This window comes from Pseudomonas syringae pv. tagetis (assembly GCF_022557255.1).
Lineage (GTDB): Bacteria > Pseudomonadota > Gammaproteobacteria > Pseudomonadales > Pseudomonadaceae > Aquipseudomonas > Aquipseudomonas caricapapayae.
Genome location: NZ_CP092923.1, coordinates 1,981,012 through 2,001,900, shown reverse-complemented (window position 1 = coordinate 2,001,900; position 20,889 = coordinate 1,981,012). Strand labels below are relative to the sequence as shown.

The 20,889-nt window shown below is 57.8% G+C and carries 15 protein-coding genes and 1 pseudogene; 8 read left to right on the top strand and 8 right to left on the bottom strand.

Annotated elements, in window-relative coordinates; all coding sequences use genetic code 11:
- The first annotated feature begins 261 nt into the window (after positions 1-261).
- Positions 262-780, top strand: a complete 519-nt coding sequence (locus tag MME58_RS09140) for a GNAT family N-acetyltransferase (protein WP_055006709.1) — start codon at positions 262-264, stop codon at positions 778-780.
- 59 nt (positions 781-839) lie between these two features.
- Here the strand turns inward: MME58_RS09140 and MME58_RS09135 are convergent, their stop codons facing one another.
- Positions 840-1,562 carry a haloacid dehalogenase type II gene (locus MME58_RS09135; RefSeq protein WP_055006710.1) on the bottom strand — a complete coding sequence of 241 codons (723 nt, stop codon included), beginning with the start codon at positions 1,560-1,562 and terminating at the stop codon, positions 840-842.
- Between the two features lie 198 nt (positions 1,563-1,760).
- Between MME58_RS09135 and MME58_RS09130 the strand changes: the two genes are divergently transcribed.
- Together MME58_RS09130 and MME58_RS09125 are read left to right on the top strand one after the other, a co-directional pair.
- Positions 1,761-2,756 (top strand): aldo/keto reductase, encoded by a 996-nt coding sequence (locus MME58_RS09130; protein ID WP_055006711.1) that lies wholly within the window; start codon positions 1,761-1,763, stop codon positions 2,754-2,756.
- A 240-nt stretch (positions 2,757-2,996) separates the two neighbouring features.
- On the top strand, positions 2,997-4,637 hold the full coding sequence (locus MME58_RS09125; RefSeq protein WP_054988444.1) for a methyl-accepting chemotaxis protein: 1,641 nt from the start codon (positions 2,997-2,999) through the stop codon (positions 4,635-4,637).
- A gap of 63 nt (positions 4,638-4,700) precedes the next feature.
- Here the strand turns inward: MME58_RS09125 and MME58_RS09120 are convergent, their stop codons facing one another.
- The 5 genes from MME58_RS09120 to MME58_RS09100 all read right to left on the bottom strand — a co-directional run bounded on the left by MME58_RS09120 (position 4,701) and on the right by MME58_RS09100 (position 9,705).
- The gene (locus MME58_RS09120) at positions 4,701-5,900 is read right to left on the bottom strand and encodes an MFS transporter (protein ID WP_054988445.1); all 1,200 of its coding nucleotides are present in this window, start codon (positions 5,898-5,900) and stop codon (positions 4,701-4,703) included.
- A 262-nt stretch (positions 5,901-6,162) separates the two neighbouring features.
- Complete coding sequence (locus tag MME58_RS09115; RefSeq protein ID WP_055006712.1) at positions 6,163-7,455, bottom strand: PQQ-dependent sugar dehydrogenase; 1,293 nt, start codon at positions 7,453-7,455, stop codon at positions 6,163-6,165.
- Positions 7,452-7,880, bottom strand: a complete 429-nt coding sequence (locus MME58_RS09110) for a DUF2231 domain-containing protein (RefSeq protein ID WP_055006713.1) — start codon at positions 7,878-7,880, stop codon at positions 7,452-7,454. Before MME58_RS09110 ends, MME58_RS09115 begins: the two co-directional genes overlap by 4 nt.
- A gap of 146 nt (positions 7,881-8,026) precedes the next feature.
- Positions 8,027-8,170: a DUF2256 domain-containing protein gene (locus MME58_RS09105; protein ID WP_082427558.1), complete on the bottom strand. Its 144-nt coding sequence runs from the start codon at positions 8,168-8,170 to the stop codon at positions 8,027-8,029.
- Entirely contained in the window at positions 8,167-9,705 is a 1,539-nt protein-coding gene (locus MME58_RS09100) for a cryptochrome/photolyase family protein (RefSeq protein ID WP_055006714.1), read from the bottom strand. Before MME58_RS09100 ends, MME58_RS09105 begins: the two co-directional genes overlap by 4 nt.
- 457 nt (positions 9,706-10,162) lie before the next feature.
- Between MME58_RS09100 and MME58_RS09095 the strand changes: the two genes are divergently transcribed.
- Genes MME58_RS09095 through MME58_RS09085 form a run of 3 tightly spaced genes read left to right on the top strand, consistent with a single transcriptional unit; the run spans position 10,163 to position 16,430 of the window.
- Positions 10,163-12,724 carry a type VI secretion system Vgr family protein gene (locus tag MME58_RS09095; protein WP_055006715.1) on the top strand — a complete coding sequence of 854 codons (2,562 nt, stop codon included), beginning with the start codon at positions 10,163-10,165 and terminating at the stop codon, positions 12,722-12,724.
- The gene (locus MME58_RS09090; protein ID WP_055006716.1) at positions 12,721-14,757 is read left to right on the top strand and encodes a T6SS effector phospholipase Tle3 domain-containing protein; all 2,037 of its coding nucleotides are present in this window, start codon (positions 12,721-12,723) and stop codon (positions 14,755-14,757) included. Before MME58_RS09095 ends, MME58_RS09090 begins: the two co-directional genes overlap by 4 nt.
- Positions 14,754-16,430 carry a type VI lipase adapter Tla3 domain-containing protein gene (locus tag MME58_RS09085; protein WP_162491467.1) on the top strand — a complete coding sequence of 559 codons (1,677 nt, stop codon included), beginning with the start codon at positions 14,754-14,756 and terminating at the stop codon, positions 16,428-16,430. The genes MME58_RS09090 and MME58_RS09085 overlap by 4 nt, the downstream gene beginning before the upstream one ends.
- Positions 16,431-16,481: 51 nt before the next feature.
- Here the strand turns inward: MME58_RS09085 and MME58_RS09080 are convergent, their stop codons facing one another.
- Together MME58_RS09080 and MME58_RS09075 are read right to left on the bottom strand one after the other, a co-directional pair.
- The gene (locus MME58_RS09080; RefSeq protein WP_055006718.1) at positions 16,482-17,069 is read right to left on the bottom strand and encodes a glutathione S-transferase family protein; all 588 of its coding nucleotides are present in this window, start codon (positions 17,067-17,069) and stop codon (positions 16,482-16,484) included.
- Positions 17,066-17,494, bottom strand: coding sequence for a VOC family protein (locus tag MME58_RS09075; RefSeq protein ID WP_055006719.1), 429 nt, complete (start codon positions 17,492-17,494; stop codon positions 17,066-17,068). The genes MME58_RS09080 and MME58_RS09075 overlap by 4 nt, the downstream gene beginning before the upstream one ends.
- 114 nt (positions 17,495-17,608) lie before the next feature.
- Here MME58_RS09075 and MME58_RS09070 point away from each other — a divergent pair.
- Positions 17,609-18,048: pseudogene (locus MME58_RS09070) on the top strand (LysR family transcriptional regulator).
- A gap of 187 nt (positions 18,049-18,235) precedes the next feature.
- A complete protein-coding gene (locus tag MME58_RS09065; protein WP_055006721.1) occupies positions 18,236-20,404 on the top strand; it encodes a TonB-dependent siderophore receptor in 2,169 nt (722 codons plus the stop codon).
- Positions 20,405-20,889: the final 485 nt, after the last annotated feature.

Sequence of the window (20,889 nt, the reverse complement as noted above, 5' to 3'; positions counted from 1 at the left end):
AGGGTGGACCCGATCGGCTGTGACTGCGGGGTTTGTAGACCCGTTACAATCATTGACGCTGGGTTTTTGGCCCTGAGCGCCCCGGATAATAACCATGAATTTCGGCGGTGAGGCAAACAAAAAGTTACAAACCCCGAAAGTGTCCGTCAAACGGCACTGCGCTGGAGGCGATGGACGTGTTTAAAAAATCGGCACCGGGTTAAGACTTTTCCCGGCCTTGAATGCAATACTCAGCGCCGGACTCAGAGGAACCCTGCGCTCATGACCATCACCTGTCGACGACTGATACCGGCTGATGCGGTCGCTTATCGCGCGCTGATGCTTGAGGCCTACGAACTCCATCCAGACGCCTTTACTTCTGACGTGAAGCAACGTGAATCGCTGCCTGTCGAATGGTGGGAGAGAAGGCTCGATGAGAGCGATACGGCTACCGACGTCGTGTTCGCCGCAGTTGAAGACCATCAGTTGCTGGGTGTCGCCGGGCTGTCTGTAGAAACGCGGAAGAAGGCCAGCCATAAATCAACCCTCTTCGGTATGTATGTGCCCCTGACGCACAGGAACACAGGCATTGGCTATCAGTTGATGAGCAGCGTGCTTGCCCACGCCAGATCGCGTCCTGAGATTCTGGTCGTGCAGCTTACTGTCACGCAGGGCAATAGCCAGGCACAAGGGCTGTATGAACGAATGGGCTTTGTCACCTTTGGCGTAGAGCCACTTGCCGTCGCTGTGGGCTCCAGGTTCGTCTCCAAGGTGCATATGTGGAAGGATTTGCGCGAGTGAGCCACTGACAGTAATCGCTGTCCCGACCGTCGCATCCCCCCGCCTTTACCGGCTCGGGCTCAGCAGCCGAGTGCTTCTGCCGCGTCGGTCAGGGAATCGACGATCAGGTCCCAGTCCTGTTCGGCGTCAAGGTCAGAGGTCTGCCCTGGCCCATGCTCGGATGGACGTCGAACGAATACGGTCTTGAAGCCACTGGCGCGGGCGGCAGCCAGGTCGGAATTATGCGCAGCCACCATGGCGATGGCTTCCGGAGCAAGGCCCACGGCCTTCGCGGACTTCAGATAGGTCTGGGGCATCGGTTTGTACGTGCCTGCGATTTCTGCGCCGACGATGACGTCCCATGGAAGCCCGCCGAACCTGGCCAGGTTGAGCATTCCGGCGATGTGCCCGTTGGAAAGCGTGCCGATCGAAAACCTGCGCTTGAGCCGAGCCAGACCGGCAACGGAATCAGGCCATGGATCCAGCCGTTCCCAGGCTTTATTGAGCTCGACGAGCTCGGCGTCAGGGATAGCGCCGAAATCCACCTCGTGCCGGGCCAGCAGTGTTTCCAGGCTCTCGCGGTTAAGCACGTCGAGTGTCACAAAAGGACGTTCACCCGAGCGCACCCGCTGCATGGAAGGTTGATAGAGCCCGCGCCACTGATCGGCAAAATCGAGGGGGTCAACGTTCACGCGATGGCGTTGCAGAAAGGGGGCGGCGGCCCGTGCGACACCCTTTCGCCAGTCGACGACGGTGCCGAATACATCGAACCCGAGAAAACCTGTCTGTTCAAATCCGGTCATATCGCCGCTCCCGAAATGTGTATCGTCGTTTATAGTTCTACAAAAGTAGAACTATAAACACAGCCCTACAGAGAAAGTCGCTGAAGACGCAGTCGCGCGGAAGATAGTCGTTCCGGGCAGACATTGCCCGCATTGAAGAGGTAATGAGCGGTATCGAAACGGTCGGCGACCGGCCAATCACCGATGAATGGAGAGTTCATGAACTACGTGAAGCTTGGAAACACAGGTCTGGATATTTCCAGACTGTGCCTTGGATGCATGACCTTCGGCGAACCTGATGCCGGAACGCATCCCTGGACACTGGGCGAAGAAGCAAGCAGACCGATCATCAGGCATGCCGTCGAGCAAGGCATCAACTTCTTCGACACCGCCAACAGCTACTCGGCAGGCACCTCGGAAACCATCGTCGGAAAGTTGCTGAAGGAGTTCACCCGTCGCGACGAGACGGTGATCGCAACGAAGGTGTTCTTCCCGGCAAACATGTGGGAAGGCTCGACAAGGCCCAACGAGAAAGGGCTCTCGCGCAAAGCCATCCTGTCCAGTATCGATGCAAGCCTTGCACGGCTTGGCACTGACTACGTCGACCTGTACCAGATTCACCGCTGGGACTATGACACGCCGATTGAAGAAACCATGGAGGCCCTTCACGACGTGGTCAAGGCCGGCAAAGCCAGGTACATCGGCGCGTCATCCATGTATGCATGGCAATTCGCCAAGGCCCAGCAGGTGGCCGCCGCGCACGGCTGGAGCAGGTTTGTCTCCATGCAGAACTACCTGAACCTGGTGTATCGCGAAGAAGAACGCGAGATGATCCCGCTGTGTATCGATCAAGGTGTCGGCCTGATGCCCTGGAGCCCTATGGCGCGCGGCAGGTTGACCAGGCCTCACGGTCAGCAGACCGAACGGACGAAAAGCGACATTTCCGGTCAGTCGTTCTACCAGGCCACGGAAGAGGAAGACGGTCGGGTAATCGATGTCGTGGAGCAGGTCGCGGCAGAACGAGGCGTACCGATGGCGCAGGTTGCACTGGCCTGGGTATTGGCCAAACGAGGGGTATCGGCACCGATTGTCGGTGCCTCCAAAGCCGCTCAGCTGGACGATGCCATTGCTGCACTGGCGCTGGTGCTCAGCGATGAAGACATCAAACGCCTTGAGGCTCCGTATGTGCCGCATGGGGTGACCGGGTTCGTCTGACGGACGCATTGGAATCCGTTCCCGGTGGCGGATTGCCCTTCCGGGCGGAAGCGCTCTGATGCCGTCATCGACGCCTTCGCAACGTCACATACTTATGCAATAACACCTGCCTATCTCGCTGCACGCAAATATCTATTGGGCAGCCGATAAAATGGACGATACTGTCCGGCCATTCGCAATGAATGGCCGTTTGCCATTGCTTGATTCGACTTTCCCGACTTCCCCGTTCGAGTTCCTTCCATGAAAAATCCGGTTTCTCTGGCTACCCGCATCGGCTTGGGGTTTGCCGCAGTCGTTTCCCTGCTCATATTGATCACAGCCGTCGGTATTCAGCGGGTTGGCTTCATTGACAGCACCCTGGAAGACGTGAGCAACAACGCCGCAAAGGTGCAGCGCTATGCGATCAACTTTCGTGGCAGCGTGCATAACCGGGCAATCGCCCTGCGCGATGCAGTGCTGGTCAACAATGATCAGGACCTGGCACTTCATCTGGCAGAGATGACCCGCCTTGAAAAAGACTATATCGACTCGGCAGCACCGATGGATCAGCTGTTCTCGAGTCCGACCGTCACTGCCGAGGAAAGGCAACTACTGCGTGGCATCAAGGAAATCGAACAGCAGACGCTGGGTTCCACCAAAAGCGTGATTGCCTTGCGCCGCACGGGAGACATTGCCGGTGCCCAGGCATTGTTGCTGCGCCAGACCTCAGGTGACTACAGCGAGTGGCTGAAACGCATCAACGCCCTCATTGACCACGAGGAAGCCGCGATCAGGGTTCAACTGGATGACGTGCAGGCAACGGCCAGCCAGTTCCGTGGCCTGATGTTGCTGGCTACGGCTTTCGCCGCAGTGCTGAGCATTGCGCTGTCGGTTCTCATCATTCGCTTTGTGAAAAGAACACTTGGCGCAGAACCGGTGGAGGTTGCGCAGGCCATTCGCCGATTGGCTGCGGGCGATCTGCAGCAAACCATCAGTACGGCGCATCCAGACAGCGTCATGGGCGTACTGGGCACCGCGCTCGGTCGTCTCTCGGAGACCATCACCGAGGTAAGGATGGCTGCTCAGGAGGTCAGCCAGTCATCTACGGTGCTGCTGGCAGCCTCATCGGCCAACAATGCACAGATCATGGTCCAGACCCGTGAAGCCGAGCAGGTGGCGACCGCCATCAGTCAAATGGCCGCGACGGTCAATGAAGTTTCGGGCTATGCAGCGCAGGCCGCCGACGCGGCACGCCTGGCAGACAGCGAAGTGGCAACCGGTAACAGCCTTGTCGAAGGCACCACAGTTGCCATCGAGCAACTGGCAGCCACGCTGACTGAAACAACCAGCACTGTGGAGCAAGTGTCCAGGCACGGCGAGCAGATCGAAACCGTCATTGAGGTGATCAACTCGATCGCCTCGCAAACCAACCTGCTGGCGCTCAATGCCGCCATCGAAGCAGCCCGCGCAGGCGAACATGGCCGTGGCTTTGCAGTAGTCGCTGATGAGGTTCGCTCCCTGGCGAATCGTACCCAGCAGTCGACCCAGGAGATTCAAAGCATGATCAGCACGCTGCAAGGAGGCACTGAAACAGCAGCGCAGAACATGCGTGACAGCTGTGAGCTGGTCAATCGCGCCGTCGACCAGACACGCAATGCACAAAGTGCGTTGTCCAGAATCAATCAGGAGGTGGGCGCAATCAACCACATGAATGCGCAGATCGCCAGCGCTGCGGTTCAGCAAAGCTCGGTCGCAGAGGACGTGGCCATGAACATCAACAGCATCCACGACTCGACGCTCAAATCCGCCAGTGGCTCGCAACAGGTGGCAACCGCCAGCGAAGAGTTGGCGCAGCTGGCGGACCGCCTGACCCGGAAAGTAGCGTTTTTCAAAGTCGGCTAGGGGTGTGAAAACGCGAATCGGGCGATGAATTTGGTCATCGCCCGATTCGTCAGCGCCGACACATCAGTCTGTGCAACGCACCGGTCTTGATCTGCGCAGCGACAGCGCCACGGTCGTCGCGGACAGCGCAGCGCAAACTGCACCAATCACGATAGCCGCGGTAAAGCCCACACGACCGGAGACCACGCCGCCAATGAACGCCCCGCCGCCAATCGACAGGTTGACCACGCAGACCAACAAGGCCTGAACCCCCTCCACACGCCCACTGGACGCCTCGAAGCACCAGATCTGCGTGGTGATGGGGATCATCCCGAAAGCGAACCCCCAGACCAGAATGACCGGCCAGAGCAGCCAGGGGTTGCCGACAAACGTCAGCAGCGCAGTCAGCGAGCCCAGCATCAACAGGGTCATGATCAAGACCGAAGACGGTGCGTTTCTGGCCGCCAGAGCTCCGCCGGCCAGGTTACCCGCGACCGCTGCCAGACCGAAGGCGAACAGCAAAACGCCCAGAGTCTGACCTTCGATATGCGCAAATTCCTGCACAAAGGGCGCGAGGTAAGTGTAGGCAGCGAAGTGCCCCACATAGATCAACAGTGCCGCAGCAAACATACGACGGATTCGTTGCTCGCCCGCCAGTGAAAGCATCTGGCTGATGCCGGCAGAACGCTCGCCCGGCAGCGCAGGCAGACAGGTTGCAATCAACAAACCAACCGCGATGGTCACAGCTGCCGCCGTTTCAAATGCGGCTCGCCAGCCGAACGCTTCGCCGATCAGCGTGCCCGCCGGAATCCCCGCAACAGTGCCTATCGAAACACCGGCGAGAATGTACGCGGTCGCCTTTACGCCCTCCTTGCCCGGCCTCAAGCGAGGCCCGAGCGACCCGGCAATCGTCCAGAAACCGCCCAGCGCAAAGCCGAGCAATACCCTGCCGGCAAGGGTCAGCCAGAAGTGCGCCGAGAACGCCACGATCAGGTTGGACGCCAGCAATATCGCCAGCAGCCCCAGCAGCAGGCGCTTGCGATCAACATGACTGAACAGGGCGATACAGGAAGGTGCCGAAATGGCCGCGAGGATGCCGGGCACCGCCATCATCAAGCCCGTCTGACTGACGCTGGTTCCCAGATCGCGAGCAATATCGGGCAGCAGCCCGACAGGGAGAAATTCAGTGGTGACGGTAGCGAACGACCCAAGGGATACACTGCCGACGGCCCACCAGGAAGCGGGCTCCAGTTTGACATTTTCAGCGGTTTCAAAGCGACTCACAGCGGTTCCAGAATTCGGAAATGTCAGCAACTGATCGTTCAGGCCAGCGCGCGGAAGCGACCAACCCTAACGTGTAAGCCCGTAGCGAAGCCACCTTGCGAGGGGATTTTGTTGTCACTTGACGCTTGACGGCTCCCGCACAGAATGCACGTGGACATACACCGATCCACCTGACCGGCGTGCCGATACTGCACGTCGACAGACAGTTCGTGCCGCGCTGCGCCACTGTCTGGCGCAGCGCGGCATCAGTCATCGTCATGGCCTATTTGTTGCGGGTCACTCTCCAGACAGTGTTTGCCAGGTCATCGGCGATGATCAACGCGCCCTTCGGATCCACCGTCACACCCACTGGTCGCCCGCGAGTCTTGCCATCAGCCCCACGGAAACCCGTTGCGAAGTCCACTGGCTCGCCCGCAGGACGTCCATTGCTGAACGGTACGAAGATCACCTTGTAGCCAACCGGGTTATCACGGTTCCAGCTGCCGTGCTCGCCGACAAATACGCCGTCGGCGAATTTGTCACCCATCGCCGGGATCGAGAACGACACGCCCAGTGCGGCGACGTGCGACCCAAGGCTGTAGTCAGGCTTGATCGCCGCAGCGACCTTGGCCGGGTTTTGTGGCTGGGCACGCGTGTCGACGTTCTGGCCCCAGTAACTGTATGGCCAGCCGTAGAACGCGCCCTCCTTCACCGAGGTCAGGTAGTCGGGAACCAGGTCAGGCCCCAGCTCGTCACGCTCGTTGACCACTGTCCATAATTGCCCGGTGCCGGGTTGGATCGCCAGTGCGGTAGGGTTACGCAAGCCGGTCGCATAAGGCTTGTGGGCTCCCGTTGCAGCATCGATCTGCCAGACCATCGCGCGATCGATTTCGACCTCCATGCCCCGCTCGGTCACGTTACTGTTCGAACCGATCCCGACATACAGGGAGCGACCATCAGGGCTGACCGTCAGCGCCTTGGTCCAATGGTGATTGATCGCCGAAGGTAGATCGGTGACCTTGACCGGCTCACCGCTGGCCTTGGTCTGGCCGTCCTGATAATCAAAGCGAACCAGCGCATCCTGATTGGCCACGTAAAGCTTGCCATTGGCGAACGCCAGGCCGTAAGGCGCATTGAGGTTTTCGGCGAAGACCGTCTTCAGCTCGTATTGGCCGTCGCCGTCCGCGTCACGCAGCAAAGTCAGGCGATTTCCGCCTTTGACCTTGGTATTGCCCTGCGCCTTGATGACGCTGGCAATCACATCCTTGGGCTTGAGTTTGGCGGCACTGCCACCACGACCTTCGGCAATGATAATGTCGCCGTTTGGCAGCACGAGGGATTGGCGTGGAATGCTCAGGTCGGTGGCAATCGCCGTGATGCTGAAGCCTTCGGGCACAGTCGGCTTTTGATCGCCCCATGCAACAGGCTCGGCAATCTTCATGCTCGGCAGCAGTCCGCGTTGCGGCTCCGGCAGTTTCGGGTCCGGCCCGCGTGCCTGCGTAGTGTCCGCTTCGCCACCGCAAGCGCTCAGCAGCAGCGCCATACTCAATACCGTCAATGCGTGAGCGTGCTTCATTCTGCACCTCCCGAACGCAGGCTGGTCAGCCCTGTCCATGTTGCAGCACAGGCCAGTACGGTCACGATCACCGACAACACCAGCCCCGACGGCATGACCGCCCAGGCGTCCTTCGCGTGTTCGAAGGCGTTGACCAACCCCAGCACCCAAGTAACCAGCAGCAACAGGAAATAAGCCACGGGACGGCCGGCCTTGTGATCCGCACGCACCAGATTGACCAGTGCGAACAGCAACGCCAGCCCGCAGAACAACAGACCTCCGGCAATCAGCCAGGCGGCAAAGTTGCTCCACTGAATCTGATAGGTCTGGTAATAGGCGATGTCGCTCAACAGTCCGCCGAGAAACAGCGGGACGGTTCCCGCAAGCAGGGTCGCGTGTAGCGGACCTGGCGTGTAGCGGTACAGGGGATGGGTGGTTACGGTCATGACGGCTCCTTTTCGTTCGGCGACCCTGGATCAATGCTCAGTGCGAATGCTCTGGCCTGTCGGGGTCGCGCTGAATGCGCATAGAAAAGGATCATGCTGGCGAAGCGATAGTTCAGCGCTTTTCATTTCGAAATATTTTGAAAGCGTTATGGGTTCACCGACTGCCTGTTTCGCCGACAGCGCTCCGAGCAATAGCGCACCTCGTCCCAGCAGCGCGCCCACTTCTTGCGCCAGGTAAACGGCAGCCCGCAGACCGCGCAGGTTTTGACCGGCAGTTCACTCTTTTTCAAAGCGCCTCTCCGGCATCCAGCCTGGCCAGCAACGACTCCCCACGTTCCCACAGGGCCTGTTGTCTGGGTTCGGCCATGCGATCAAGGTTCTTGTAAATAATGCCCATACGCTGGTTGCGCCGTAAAAGATCGCCATGACGCATCAGGAAATGCCAGTACAGCGCGTTGAACGGACAGGCATCGTCGGTGGTGCTTTCGGTCACCTTGTAAGCGCAGTTGCGGCAATAGTCAGACATACGCTTGATGTATTGACCACTGGCACAATAGGGCTTGGAGCCCAGATACCCACCGTCGGCGTGCATGACCATGCCCAGCGTATTGGGCAGTTCGACCCAGTCAAAGGCGTCCATGTAAATCGCCAGGTACCACTCGCAGATCTGCTCCGGCACAATACCGGCCAGCAGGGCGAAGTTGCCGGTCACCATCAGGCGTTGAATATGGTGGGCATAGGCATGCTTCAGGCTCTGGCCGATCGCCTGGCTCATGCAGTTCATCTTCGTTTCGCCGGTCCAGTAAAACTCCGGCAGCGGCCTGCTGTTGCCGAACAGGTTGCCATGGGCGTACTCGGGCATCTTCAGCCAATAGACGCCGCGCACGTATTCCCGCCAGCCGATCAACTGGCGAATAAAACCCTCGGCGGCATTCAGCGCCACCCTGCCCGACCAGTACGCGGACTCCACGTCACTGCAGATCTGGCGCAGATCCAGCAGGCCGATATTCAGCGCAGCGCTGATCCGCGCATGAAACAGAAACGGCTCATCACTGGCCATCGCGTCCTGATAATCGCCAAAGCCGGCCAGCCCGAAATCCAGAAAGTAGTCCCACAGCGACTGGGCATCGGCATGCGTGACCGGGTAATCGAAATCATCCAGCGAACCGTAGTGACTGGCAAAGTGTTGCCCCGTCAGTGTCAACACGTCGCGCGTGATCGCGTCTGCGCAGAAGCGCATCGGGTAAGGTGCCGCTACCCCTTTGGGCAGCGCCTTGCGGTTCTCCGCATCAAAGTTCCAGGCACCGCCCACCGGCGTGCCGTCGCCGTTCAACAGCAGCCTGCTTTTGCGCCGCATTTCCCGGTAGAAAAATTCCATGCGCAGCTGCTTCTTGCCTTGTGCCCAAGAGGAAAATTCTTCACGGGAACAGAGAAAACGCGTATCGGCATGCCACTGGATCGACAGCCCGCAATCCTTGATCGATTGCTCCAGCCGCCAGTCACCGCACTCGGTAACGTGCACCTCTTCGGCCTGCAGCAAAGCCTGCCAGCGCCGCAACTCACCCGGCACCGACCCGGTATTGTGCGGATCATCGAGCGCGACGTACTGCACCCGAACCCCACGCTCACGCAGCGCCTGGGCAAAATGACGCATGGCGCTGAAGATCAGCACGATTTTCTGCGGATGATGCGGCACATGGCTCGCCTCCTCCATCACCTCGACCAGCAGGACCGTGTCGCGTTCGGCGTTGAGGTGTTCCAGAGACTTCAGGTCGAAGGACAACTGATCGCCGAGGACAAGATAGAGATGGGGGGATTGGGTCAATGGGCGAGCTCCGCGGGGCTTCTGCAAGCACCTGAAAGGACGTGGCGACAGGCTGTTGGTCTGTACATCAACGCTGGCAGGCCAATACCCCAGCGCCACAAAACTTGTACCAATGTAATTTCATGTACAAGATTTTCATAGCATTTTTTGATGGCCTCGCACTGGATTGAATGCAGGCTTCAAGTTGTTCAGGCGAAGTCAGTCATCCAGTCGGTCTATACAAGCAAAGTGTAAAGCGTCATCACTGTAAGAAACGCACTACAACTTCTTATGAAATGGCCGACGTATTCGTTCGCCCTCTCGCCTCATTTCGCCGCGTTATTAGTAGTAATGTCGCCTGGTGACATACCGCTGCAATCTCATGGTGTGAGCCCGGAAACAGATCCATCGATTTCCACACCTCTCTCTATCGGCACTCTCAACCGGAAAGAGACGCTGGTTTTATCTCGGAGCAACAATGCTAAAGGATTTAACGGCCCTCTTTGCGCCGCAAAACCGTCGCTTGATCAAGTTGACGACCGTTGCCCGTGACGAACAGGAACTGCTGCTGGAGAAATTTACCGGCACTGAAGGCCTGTCCGAACTGTTCAGCTTTGAGTTATCCATGCTCAGCCGAGACGCCGGCCTGGCGCTCAAGTCCCAGATCGGCCAGCCTGCACAACTGGCAATCGAACTGGCCACCGGCGAGGCGCGTTACATCAATGGCTATATAAGCACCTTCAGCCTGCAAGGCAGCGACGGCGGTCTGGCGCATTACAGCGCCACACTACGCCCCTGGCTGTGGATGCTCTCGCGGCGTATAGACTCGCGTATATTCCAGGAGCACACCATCGAAGCCGTTATCCGCACGGTCTTTTCTGCCTACGGTGTATTACCCGATTTCGAGTTTCAACTCAGCCAGCCACTCAAGACGCACAGTTACATCACCCAATACCGTGAAAGCGATTTGACGTTTGTGCTAAGACTGCTGGAACACGAAGGGCTGTTCTTTTATTTCGAGCACGACAAAGAAAAGCACACGCTGATTATTCTCGATCACTCGCGTGACCTGTTACCACTTCCACAACAGCCGACCCTTCGCTATCACACGGTGTCCGTTACCGAAACGTCGGACTCGATTACCGAGTGGCGCAGCCATCGGCGCCTGCAATCGGGGCGCATGTCCATTCAGACCTTCGATTACAGGCAACCCCGCAATCAATTGCCTGTCGGCATGCCCAGTATCAATGAGCAGGGCAATGTCGAATCGTACGAAGTGTATGACTTCCTCAATCATTACAGCCACGGTACGTTCAATGACGGTGAACGACTGGTGCGTCAGCGCCTGGAAGCTCTTGAAGTCAAGGGCAAGACGTTCACCGGCAACAGTAATTGCCGCGCCCTGTACCCCGGTCATACCTTTGAACTGACACAGCATTTCGATCACGACCGCGGCACTGCCGAAGATCGTCGTTTTCTGCTGTTATCGGTCAGGCATGAGGGCTGCAATAACTACTTGTCGAAGGACGCCGCAGGTTACAACAACGAGTTCGAATGCATCCGTCACAAGATCCCTTATCGGCCTCCGCTCACCGTACCCCGCCCCACCGTTCCCGGCCCGCTCAGCGCAATCGTGGTCGGGCCGGAAGGTGAGGAAGTGTTCACTGATGAGCTGGCGCGGATACAGGTGAGGTTCCACTGGCAGCGTGGCGACAGCCTGCCGAAGGGCACTACGTGGCTGAGGGTGGCGATGCCCAGCGCGGGCAGCGGCTTTGGGCATCAGTTCCTACCACGCATCGGCCAGGAAGTGCTGGTGACGTTTCTGGGGGGCGATATCGACCGGCCTCTGGTGACGTCGGTGCTCTACAACAATATCAACCTGCCACCGCGCTTCAGCAAGGCCTCGGGGCTGCCGGGCAACCGCACGCTGTCGGGGATCCGTACCCAGGAACACAAGGGCAGCGGCTTCAACGAATTGCTGTTCGACGACACACCCGGTTCGCTGCGCGCACGCATGGGCACGACCCATCAGGCCACGGCGCTCGACCTGGGCAAGCTGACCGACCCACGCACCGACGGCACTGCGCAACCGCGTGGTCACGGCGCAGAACTGCGCACCGATGCCGCCATCGCCCTGCGTGCCGCGCAAGGCATGTTGCTGACGACCTATGCGCGCACTGACGCAAAAGGCTCGCAACTGGATCGCGAAGAGTTGCTCAAGCTGCTGGCCGAGTGCGGCGAACTGTTCAAAGCCCTCGGCGATACGGCTGCCGCTCGCGGCGGTCAGGCGGTGGATGTTCAAGGCATCGAAGCCTTGCGTCAGTCGCTCGAACAGTGGCCCGCGCCCGATGGCAACGGCCTGGGCGACCCGGTACTGGCCATGACCGCTGCTGCCGGCATCGCCAGCGGCACACCGCGCTCGCAGGTTCACTATGCCGGCGAAAATCACGACACCACCGCGCAGGACAACCTGCAATTGACCAGCGGCGCGGCCATGCACCTGCAGGCCGGCAAAGGGCTCTCGGCCTTCGCCCAGGACGGCGGGATCAGCGCCATCGCCAATCGGGGCAAAGTGCTGGTGCAGGCCCAGGAAGACGACATCGCCCTCAATGCGCAGAAAAACCTGCACGTGTCGGCCGTCGAAGGTGAAGTGGTGATCACCGCGCCGACCATTCGCCTGGTCGCCGATGACGGCAGCTATATCAGGATTGGCGGCGGCGTCGAGATCGGCTCGCAAGGCAAGGTCACCGTACACGCCAGCCAACACGACTGGATCGGGCCGAAAACCGACAGCGCTCAGTTCCCCTCTTTCGGCCGCGACCCCGCCGCCCAACAGGTCGCCTTGCACTACCCCGGTCACAGCGAAGAAAGCCCGCGGGCAGCGGTGGACCATTCTTATGAAATCAAACTGGAAGACGGCAGCCGGGTGACAGGAATGACGAACGCAGACGGACTGACAGAACGAGTGGAACGCGAAACGATGCATCAGGCACAAGTCTCGGCACTGCGCAGCGGTACATCGAAAGGCGGTGCGCAATGAACGGTGCCGATGAATACACCGTTGCCCAAGGCACCACACGTCTGATCCCCAACCTCAACACCACCTGCAAAATGGAAGTGCCCGCCGATTTGCCCGGTGTGGTGATCTTTCTGCATGGCGTGAATGATCCGGGGGCGTCTTATGAGTCGGTGGAAACGGGGTTGTGTCAGGGGGTCAATGAGCGGCTGGATCGGCCGGATCTGCTGGCGGGGCGGTATGGGGAGAAATACAAGGAAGCGGGAAATGTTCCCTATGAGAAAAGGGACAGTGATCAGAGAGCCCTACTTGATGATCCTGACACTTATCTTTATCAGCGCGACACCAAGGATCCGAAAACTCGTAGTCTGCTGATTCCCTTTTATTGGGGATATCGAGCCGACCCCAGCGAAATCAGTCGAGACAAAAACAACGACCCCACCAAACTGCGCGACCAGTATCAGGACATACAGGGCAATCGCCTGGATCGGCATTTCGGCAAGGCCGGTGGTTTTTTCGTTAACGCCACCAACAACCTGCTGGATATGTATGACAAAGGCCTGCCGCTTACCGGGCGTCTCAAGGCGGCCCGCCTCATGCTGCCCAATACGCATTTTATAGGCGATAACCCGCATCGGCGTTATTACGTGCTGGCCGCTCACCGGCTCGCCATGATGGTCAAGGAGATACGCCGGGTATCTGCCAACGAAACCATCACAATCATGGCGCATAGCCAAGGCACGTTAATCACCCTGCTGGCGCAAGCGCTGCTGGTCGACGCAGGGCATCGTTGCGCGGACACGATCATCATGGTGGACACGCCCTACTGCCTGTTCCCGGAAGTCACCCCCAAAGATCAGGACACGCTGACCACATTGACCCGCATCGTGGCGCAGGTGACTCAGGCACCGCACACCCAGCCGCCGCTGTCAGACCTGCGCAACCCTGCAACCTACTGCGGACGAGCCGGCCCGCAGTGGTCGCCTACACAAGGCTCGCGCAAGGACAAGGTCGGTAACCTGACGGTATTTCCCGAGCGGGATAACCGCGGCAAGGTGTACCTGTATTTCTGCCCGGACGACACCACCGTCGCACTGGATGACGTGAGAGGCATCGGCACTTACGGGGTGTGGGACACCCATGGCAAAGACAGTACTCGCAATCCTATGGCTGAATTGAAGGCCGTGCGCTTTTTCCAACGCATGTGGACCAAACGCTACCGCGACGGATCGCCGGTCATGGTTGGAAAGCCTCCAGGCCATGAGCTGTTACGCGCCAAAAATGAATCTCGTTATCCAGGTGGCGGTTTTATCACCGGGCTCATTTCGAAAGGCCCTATCGAAGAAGGGCATAAGCTCCTGATCAATGCTGAACAACTGTACCCGCCCCATGCCCCCAACATGTTTGGCGGGGAGGCGGTAGAGGGAACGCCGACTGCATCGGGCCGCGACAGACCTGACGATACAAACAAAGCCTCTGCATTGGGCAATCCCAGAGCCAAATTCAACTGGCGTTATGTTCGCAGCCACACTGGACCGATAGATCTGGAGCAAGAGCTGGCCCGATGGAACATGGGCAAGGCGCCAGGGGAGCAAACCCGCCTCATGCGTAAAAAAAGAGTGACAGGTGAAGGCGCGCCGAAGCCGATGGATCGTTACGACATAGAACGGGAAGAAACCCCAGATGAAATACGTAAGTTTATGGATGAAAGCAGCGAGGTGCTGGACGAAAACAGCTATCACTCGGGCCTCTTGCGCAGCCCGGAAAACCAACGTTGGGTAACGGCGATGGATATTGCGATTGGTCAGGCGAAATGCCTGGACGATCCGGTAATGCGTGATGTGCTGGTGGCGATTGCGGATTGGAAGATGGACAAAAAAAAATTCGAACTCATTGAGAGGCTGCCTGGCTGGACAAAACTTAGCGTCGAAGCTCAGACATTGGTAGAAGCTAGTCATACTTACTACCAACGAGGCATATTTCCGTCATCCATCCTGGTACCACTATCACCGCCACCCTTACTAACAGATTTTCAGATAAAAGGAGATGTTCAGTGACGGTTCGCCAAGAGAACACTCCGATACGTCCCAAGCTGAAGCTCTATATCTGGATTATATTAGCACTGCTTTTTTTCTGGTTAGGATTTGTCCTATTCGTCTACTTAAAATCACAGGAAAATAACATGGAACTTCGTGACATACACTCGGTGACAAGCTGGGGTATTGCGGCTATTTTTGGCACTGTGCTACTGACCTATAGTGGTCACTGGTGGGGCAAAGCCATTGCTCATGACAAGGCCGCCCTAGCGGCCTATAAATCCAACGTCGCAGCACAAGTTTTAGAACAGCAGGCTTTGCAAAAACGGACCTACGCCTTAGAAATGCGTGGAATCGGGCTAGCCGTAGCAGGATGGCATCAATCATCTGTATGGCGGAAAATCAAAGAAAAGAAAAACAACTTCACATCAATATATTCGCAAAATTCTGAAGATTACACGGACTCTTTACTCTCTCGAGAGAATACCCAGAGCATTAATATCCGTGCCGCATTCAAGCACTCAGCAGGAGAAGCGGTTGCATATTGGCCCATCCCGACATTTGCAATTGCCCCCCCGAAACAACCATCAGATACAGGCGCTGCTGATAACATTCTCAATGGGCGCAACGCTGCTACCTTAGGTGTAACTTTATTTTTGTGGCAAGATGCTGAAAACACCACTCACGCTCAAAAAATACTTGAGCGTTTATTCCGTTTTTTTGACGAAAATCCCTTAGTACCCGAGGCACTTATCGTAAGTGAAGATGGTGACGTCACCCGTAACGGATTACGCGTTTCAGGTACTCCAGGACTGCAAAATGCGCAAGTCGTACCTAAGATATTTGAGAGCATGACTGGACTACTGCTCAGTCGTTCAGATCGGATAGATCGTTATGTTCGCCCGTATGCGACTACCGAATCAGAGGACAATCAAAACAAAGATAGCGATCTAGGCAAGCTGTGGGCTTTTTACTGGGAGCGCGACAAGAATCTATATGAAGCAGGAGCAGGCACCTATAATCCCAACGTACCGGATGCTCCTAGCACAATGTCCACCCCCTACTGGCAAGCCCAACTCCCCACCCTGTGGAAAACCATCAGCAACCGCGGCCCCGGCAACTTCGAACCCTCCCCTTGGCTACCGATCCGCTGGGCTCAGCATCAGGTCAAGGAGTTCGACGCTGCGCCGGTGCTCGGCTATCTGCATCGCCCGATCAAGGCGTCCATGCAGGATGAAAACGGCAAGCGTCTGAAACCTGCCTTGCAAGCAAAAGCCCTGCAAGCCGCCTGGGTTCAGGCGCTGGATACCTTGCCCGAAGGCCAGAAACCGGTCCGGGTGTTCTACGACAGCACCAACAATCCGGAAGCCGAAATTGCTCTGAACAACGCCCTGCACGACCTGAACAAGGACGGCCATGGTCTTGAGCTCGGCAATGTCGAAGAGGGTTACGACATCGGTCGTCGTCTGGGCAATACCGGGGTCAGCGGTGCGCTGGTCGAGATCAATCTGGCGACCATCGCCAGTTACAAGGATGGCGGCGTCAGCGCCGTGGTCTACGCCGGCACCGATGGCAGCCTGACCGTACAAATGGTCCGCCCGCCCGATGAGGCCCGCAAGGCGAAGAACAGCCAGAACCGCGGCGCAGATCCGTTCACCTACGGCTCGCCAACCGGCGGGGCACCTGCAGAGTGAGTTATCCGGTCTGCCTGGGCGACGCCACCAGCAGTGGTGGCCTGGCAACTTTCAAGGCCTCATTGAATACCCCGTCAGCCCCTCTACCCGCTTAGCCCAGCGCAAGACATTCGGGTAGGTCTGCAACTCCACGCCACCCTCCGGTGCCAATGCCACGTAAGGATAAACTGCACATTCGGCGATCGTGGGCCGACCTATCGCCAGCCAATCGTGCTGCTCAAGGTGTTTGTCGAGCAGCCCCAACACTACAGACGCTTTCTGCACAGCTTCGGCCTGGTTCAGCACAGCACTGAATTTCTGCACCAGCCGTGCCGCGCAAAGGCTGTGCTGGATCTCGTTGCTGGCGAACGACAGCCACTGGACGATTTCGGCCTGCCCCTGAGGGTGAGCGGGCCACCACGCCAGGCCGCCATATTCGCCAGCGAGGTAAACCAGAATGGCTTGCGAATCGCGCAGGACAACCGGGCCATCTTGTAGAACGGGCAATTCACCCAATGGATTCAGGTCGGACAGTGGTGGCCTTTTATGCTCTGCATTCAGAAAGTCCACGGCGATCACTTCAAGCTCGATATTGGCGAGCGCAGCGAACAAGCGAACTTTGTAGCAGTTGCCGGAGGCTTGCAGATCGTACAGTTTCATTGCGTGTCTCCATCAACGAGTTGATTGAATTCCAGAACATTGCCATCGGGGTCGCGGATGAACAGGGCGATTCGTCTCGGGCCAATGGGGTGCGGTCCTTCCGTGACGACAATGCCCTGCGTATCAAGCCAGCGCTCGAGGAGTTGCAAGTCATCGACGACAAACGCCGGGTGCGTCATGCCGGGCAGTTTTAGCGGAGCATCCAGCAGCACGTTGTGCGCACGGGGCACGCGAACGCCATTGAAGATCAAATTGATGCGAACACCGTCCGTGCTGAGCATCTCGTTGGCTTCGTAACGCGGAAAACGTGCACTCTCGACAAAACCAAGCGCCTGGTAGAAAGCCAGTGCACGGTTTTGATCGCTGACGCGAATGCCGATGTGGTCATATGCGAGAATCCGGGCGGGGTTGGGTTGCAGGCTCATCAGGGTGAAACTCCGGTTGGAAGCAGTTACGCAAGTGTCTGCCACGGCCGCCGTTTCACCTATGCTGCGGACCTGACAAGACCTATGCACTAATCGCACAAATCAAGGGTGGCAATGGACAGGCTCAAGGCAATGGCCAACTTCGTGCGGATCGTCGACAGCGGCAGCCTGAGTGCGGCGGCGGACATTACCGGTCAATCGGTCGCGTCGCTGGTCCGCTCGCTGGCGGCGCTGGAAAGCCATCTGGGCGTACGCTTGTTGAACCGCAGCACACGGCGCATGGCGCTGACCGACGAAGGCGAGGAGTACTTGCACTGGAGCCGGCGCATGCTCGCGGATTTCGATGACATGGAGCACCGGCTTGATGGCCGCGACGGCGTGATGCTGACGGTCGCCTAATCAGGGTGCTCAATGACTTCGAAACGGCAGACCTGCCGATTCAAATGGTTTATCCACATGCCTTGCAGCTCTCGCCGCGGGTCAAAGCGTTTGTCGACTGGGCAATTCCACACCTGGAAACACGTCTGCCTGATCCTGCACTTCCAGACCTGTAACGGTCCGCCCTGCCCGGTCCGCCTCGCCACCGAGATGCACCTTGCCCGCCCGTGCAAATGTGAAAATTTTGTTAACTATTTGTTCGCAATGTCTTTTTCTGGCCGAAACAACCTGTCACACTAATGCGAACAGTTATCAACATTATTATCATCCTGCCACGGAAGGCATCGGGGGAGTGTCGGGTTCATGTCGGGGCAACAATCGCAAAGCCGTAATGGTTTCACGCCGGGGCTATTGGCAATGGGGATCTGGGCTGCCACCTCTCAGGCGGCCTTTGCGGCAGAAACCCAAACCACCGAAACACTACCAGCCACGACCATGGAGCTGGGTGCCACACAGATCAGCACCGATCAGCTTGGTTCCACCACCGAAGGCAGTCAGTCCTACACCACGGGCCCGATGCAGACGGCGACCAAATTGCCGCTGACCATTCGTGAAACGCCGCAGGCCGTGACGGTCGTCACCCGTCAGCGCATGGACGATCAGGCCATGACCAGCATCAACGATGTCGTGAGGTATACGCCGGGGCTGTTCCTCGACCAGTCCAGCGGACCGGGTCGGCAAACCTACACATCCCGCGGTTTCGATATCGACAACATCATGTACGACGGCCTGCCCGCCTCGTACTCCGGGTACACGGCGGGTGTCCAACCCAATCTGGCCATGTTCGATCATGTCGAGGTGATCAGAGGTGCCACTGGCCTGGCAACAGGGTCTGGCAATCCTTCGGCAGCAATCAATATGGTGCGCAAACGCCCTACTGCCGAGCCGCAGGTCACCCCCACCGGCACTGTCGGAAGCTGGGACGACTACCGTGGCGTATTCGATGCTTCCGGTCCATTGAACGACAGTCGCACAGTGCGTGGCCGGGTGGTCGGTTCTTATCAGGATGCCAACAGTTTCCGCGACAAGGAAAAAAGCGATCACGGCGTGTTCTACGGGGTTGTCGAAGCGGATCTGAACGACGCCACGACAGCGACCATAGGCCTGTCCCGACAGGAAGATCAGACCAATTACTTCTGGGGCGGGCTGCCCCTCGGCACTGACGGCCACCACCTGAATCTGCCGCGTTCGACCTATTCCGGCTCGGATTGGGAAAACAAGAAAATCCGCATCGACACCGTCTTCGGCGAGCTGGAGCACCGGTTTGACAACGATTGGAAACTGCGTGTGGCGGGCTCGAGCTCGTCGCTGGACGGCCTGTTTTCGGGCACTTATCTCTCTCGTTACAACGGCCCGCTGGAAACGACGGCCTATCAGTCGAGGCCGGACGAGAAGCAAAGCGCTTTCGATGTCTACGCCAGCGGACCGGTGGAAGCTTTTGGCCGCACCCATGAAGTGGTGGTCGGCACCAGTCGGCGCGTGTACGACAAGACCAGCAAGGAATACAGCCCGTACGACACCGGACTGCCGATAGGCGCGCCGAAACCGGACTTCGTCCGCGATGGCAAGACGCATAGCATCGCCACACAGGATGCGGTTTATCTCACCACACGCCTGAGCCTGGCCGATCCGCTGACCCTGATCCTTGGCGGCCGTCTGGACTGGTACGACTACGATGACCGTTCCGGCGATGAAGACTACAAGGTCACCCGCAACCTGACGCGCTACGCCGGGCTGATCTACAAACTGGATGAGCACCATTCCCTGTACACCAGCTACACCGATGTCTTCCAGCCGCAGAGCGCACAGGACTTGTCCGGCAAGGTACTCGACCCGGTGGTCGGCGAAAACTATGAAATCGGTATCAAGGGCGAATATTTCAACGGTGCCCTCAATACCAGCCTGGCGGTGTTCCAGATCGACCAGAAAAACCTCAAGACCCAGTCACCGACTCAGGCGGGCTGCGCGGTACTGACCTGTTACGACGCCGCCGGGCTGGTACGCAGTCAGGGCATCGAGATGGAACTGCAAGGCGCGCTGAGCGAAAACTGGCAGGTCGGCGCTGGCTACACCTACGCCCGCACCCATTACCTCAAGGACGCCGATCCGGCGAACAAGAATCAGCGTTTCGACACCGACACGCCCGAGCATCTGTTCAAAGTGTCTACTGTCTATCGGCTACAGGGCGCGCTGGAAAAAATGCGCGTTGGCGGCAACGTCTACTGGCAGAGCCGCATGTATAACGACATCGCACTCACCGATGGCAGCTATCGTCTGGAACAGGGCAGCTACGCCGTCGCAGATCTGATGGCGGGTTATCAGGTGAGCAAGAACCTGGACCTGCAACTGAACGCCAACAACATCTTCGATCGCACCTACTACACCGCGATAGGCGCAAGCTCGGTGTGGGGCTCGACTGACGTCTATGGCAACCCGCGCAGTTATGCATTGACGGCCAAATACAGTTTCTGAGCATGAAGCACGCCGCTACCGAACCTGATCGGTAGCGGCATGGCCACTCGCATGGCACCACCCGGCACCAGATCAGATACCTTCGTCACACCCCCTGCCCTGCAAAGTCAGATCAGTGTCCCGAACCACACATGAACCCCGTCGCCGTCCACGGCATCGCGATCAGCCATCCCTCCTGCCCGCCGTTCTGCACACTTGCCGGTGTGCCATAAGGTTTTTTCTATGGTCATTACGCGTATCCGCGAGTTTTCGGCATTGGCGATGGCTGGCACGCGCGCTTAAAAATCATCAAAAAGCTAAAAACAGAGTGATCACTCTGCTTTTTAAAAAGGCTTATTATTTTAAAAAAACAGTAAATTTCAAGATTTTATTGCCGATAAACAGTTTTATTAACAATTTAATATAAATAAATCACTTAATTACAGGTAGTGAATTTTAGTTTATTGAATTATATAAAATTCCATTCGTGTATTTTATCTCCTCGC

Coding starts and splice junctions, on each gene's coding strand:
- MME58_RS09140 (WP_055006709.1), top strand. CDS start 262: ATGACCATCACCTGTCGACGACTGATACCGGCTGATGCGGTCGCTTAT.
- MME58_RS09135 (WP_055006710.1), bottom strand. CDS start 1,562: ATGACCGGATTTGAACAGACAGGTTTTCTCGGGTTCGATGTATTCGGC.
- MME58_RS09130 (WP_055006711.1), top strand. CDS start 1,761: ATGAACTACGTGAAGCTTGGAAACACAGGTCTGGATATTTCCAGACTG.
- MME58_RS09125 (WP_054988444.1), top strand. CDS start 2,997: ATGAAAAATCCGGTTTCTCTGGCTACCCGCATCGGCTTGGGGTTTGCC.
- MME58_RS09115 (WP_055006712.1), bottom strand. CDS start 7,455: ATGAAGCACGCTCACGCATTGACGGTATTGAGTATGGCGCTGCTGCTG.
- MME58_RS09110 (WP_055006713.1), bottom strand. CDS start 7,880: ATGACCGTAACCACCCATCCCCTGTACCGCTACACGCCAGGTCCGCTA.
- MME58_RS09095 (WP_055006715.1), top strand. CDS start 10,163: ATGCTAAAGGATTTAACGGCCCTCTTTGCGCCGCAAAACCGTCGCTTG.
- MME58_RS09090 (WP_055006716.1), top strand. CDS start 12,721: ATGAACGGTGCCGATGAATACACCGTTGCCCAAGGCACCACACGTCTG.
- MME58_RS09080 (WP_055006718.1), bottom strand. CDS start 17,069: ATGAAACTGTACGATCTGCAAGCCTCCGGCAACTGCTACAAAGTTCGC.
- MME58_RS09075 (WP_055006719.1), bottom strand. CDS start 17,494: ATGAGCCTGCAACCCAACCCCGCCCGGATTCTCGCATATGACCACATC.
- MME58_RS09065 (WP_055006721.1), top strand. CDS start 18,236: ATGTCGGGGCAACAATCGCAAAGCCGTAATGGTTTCACGCCGGGGCTA.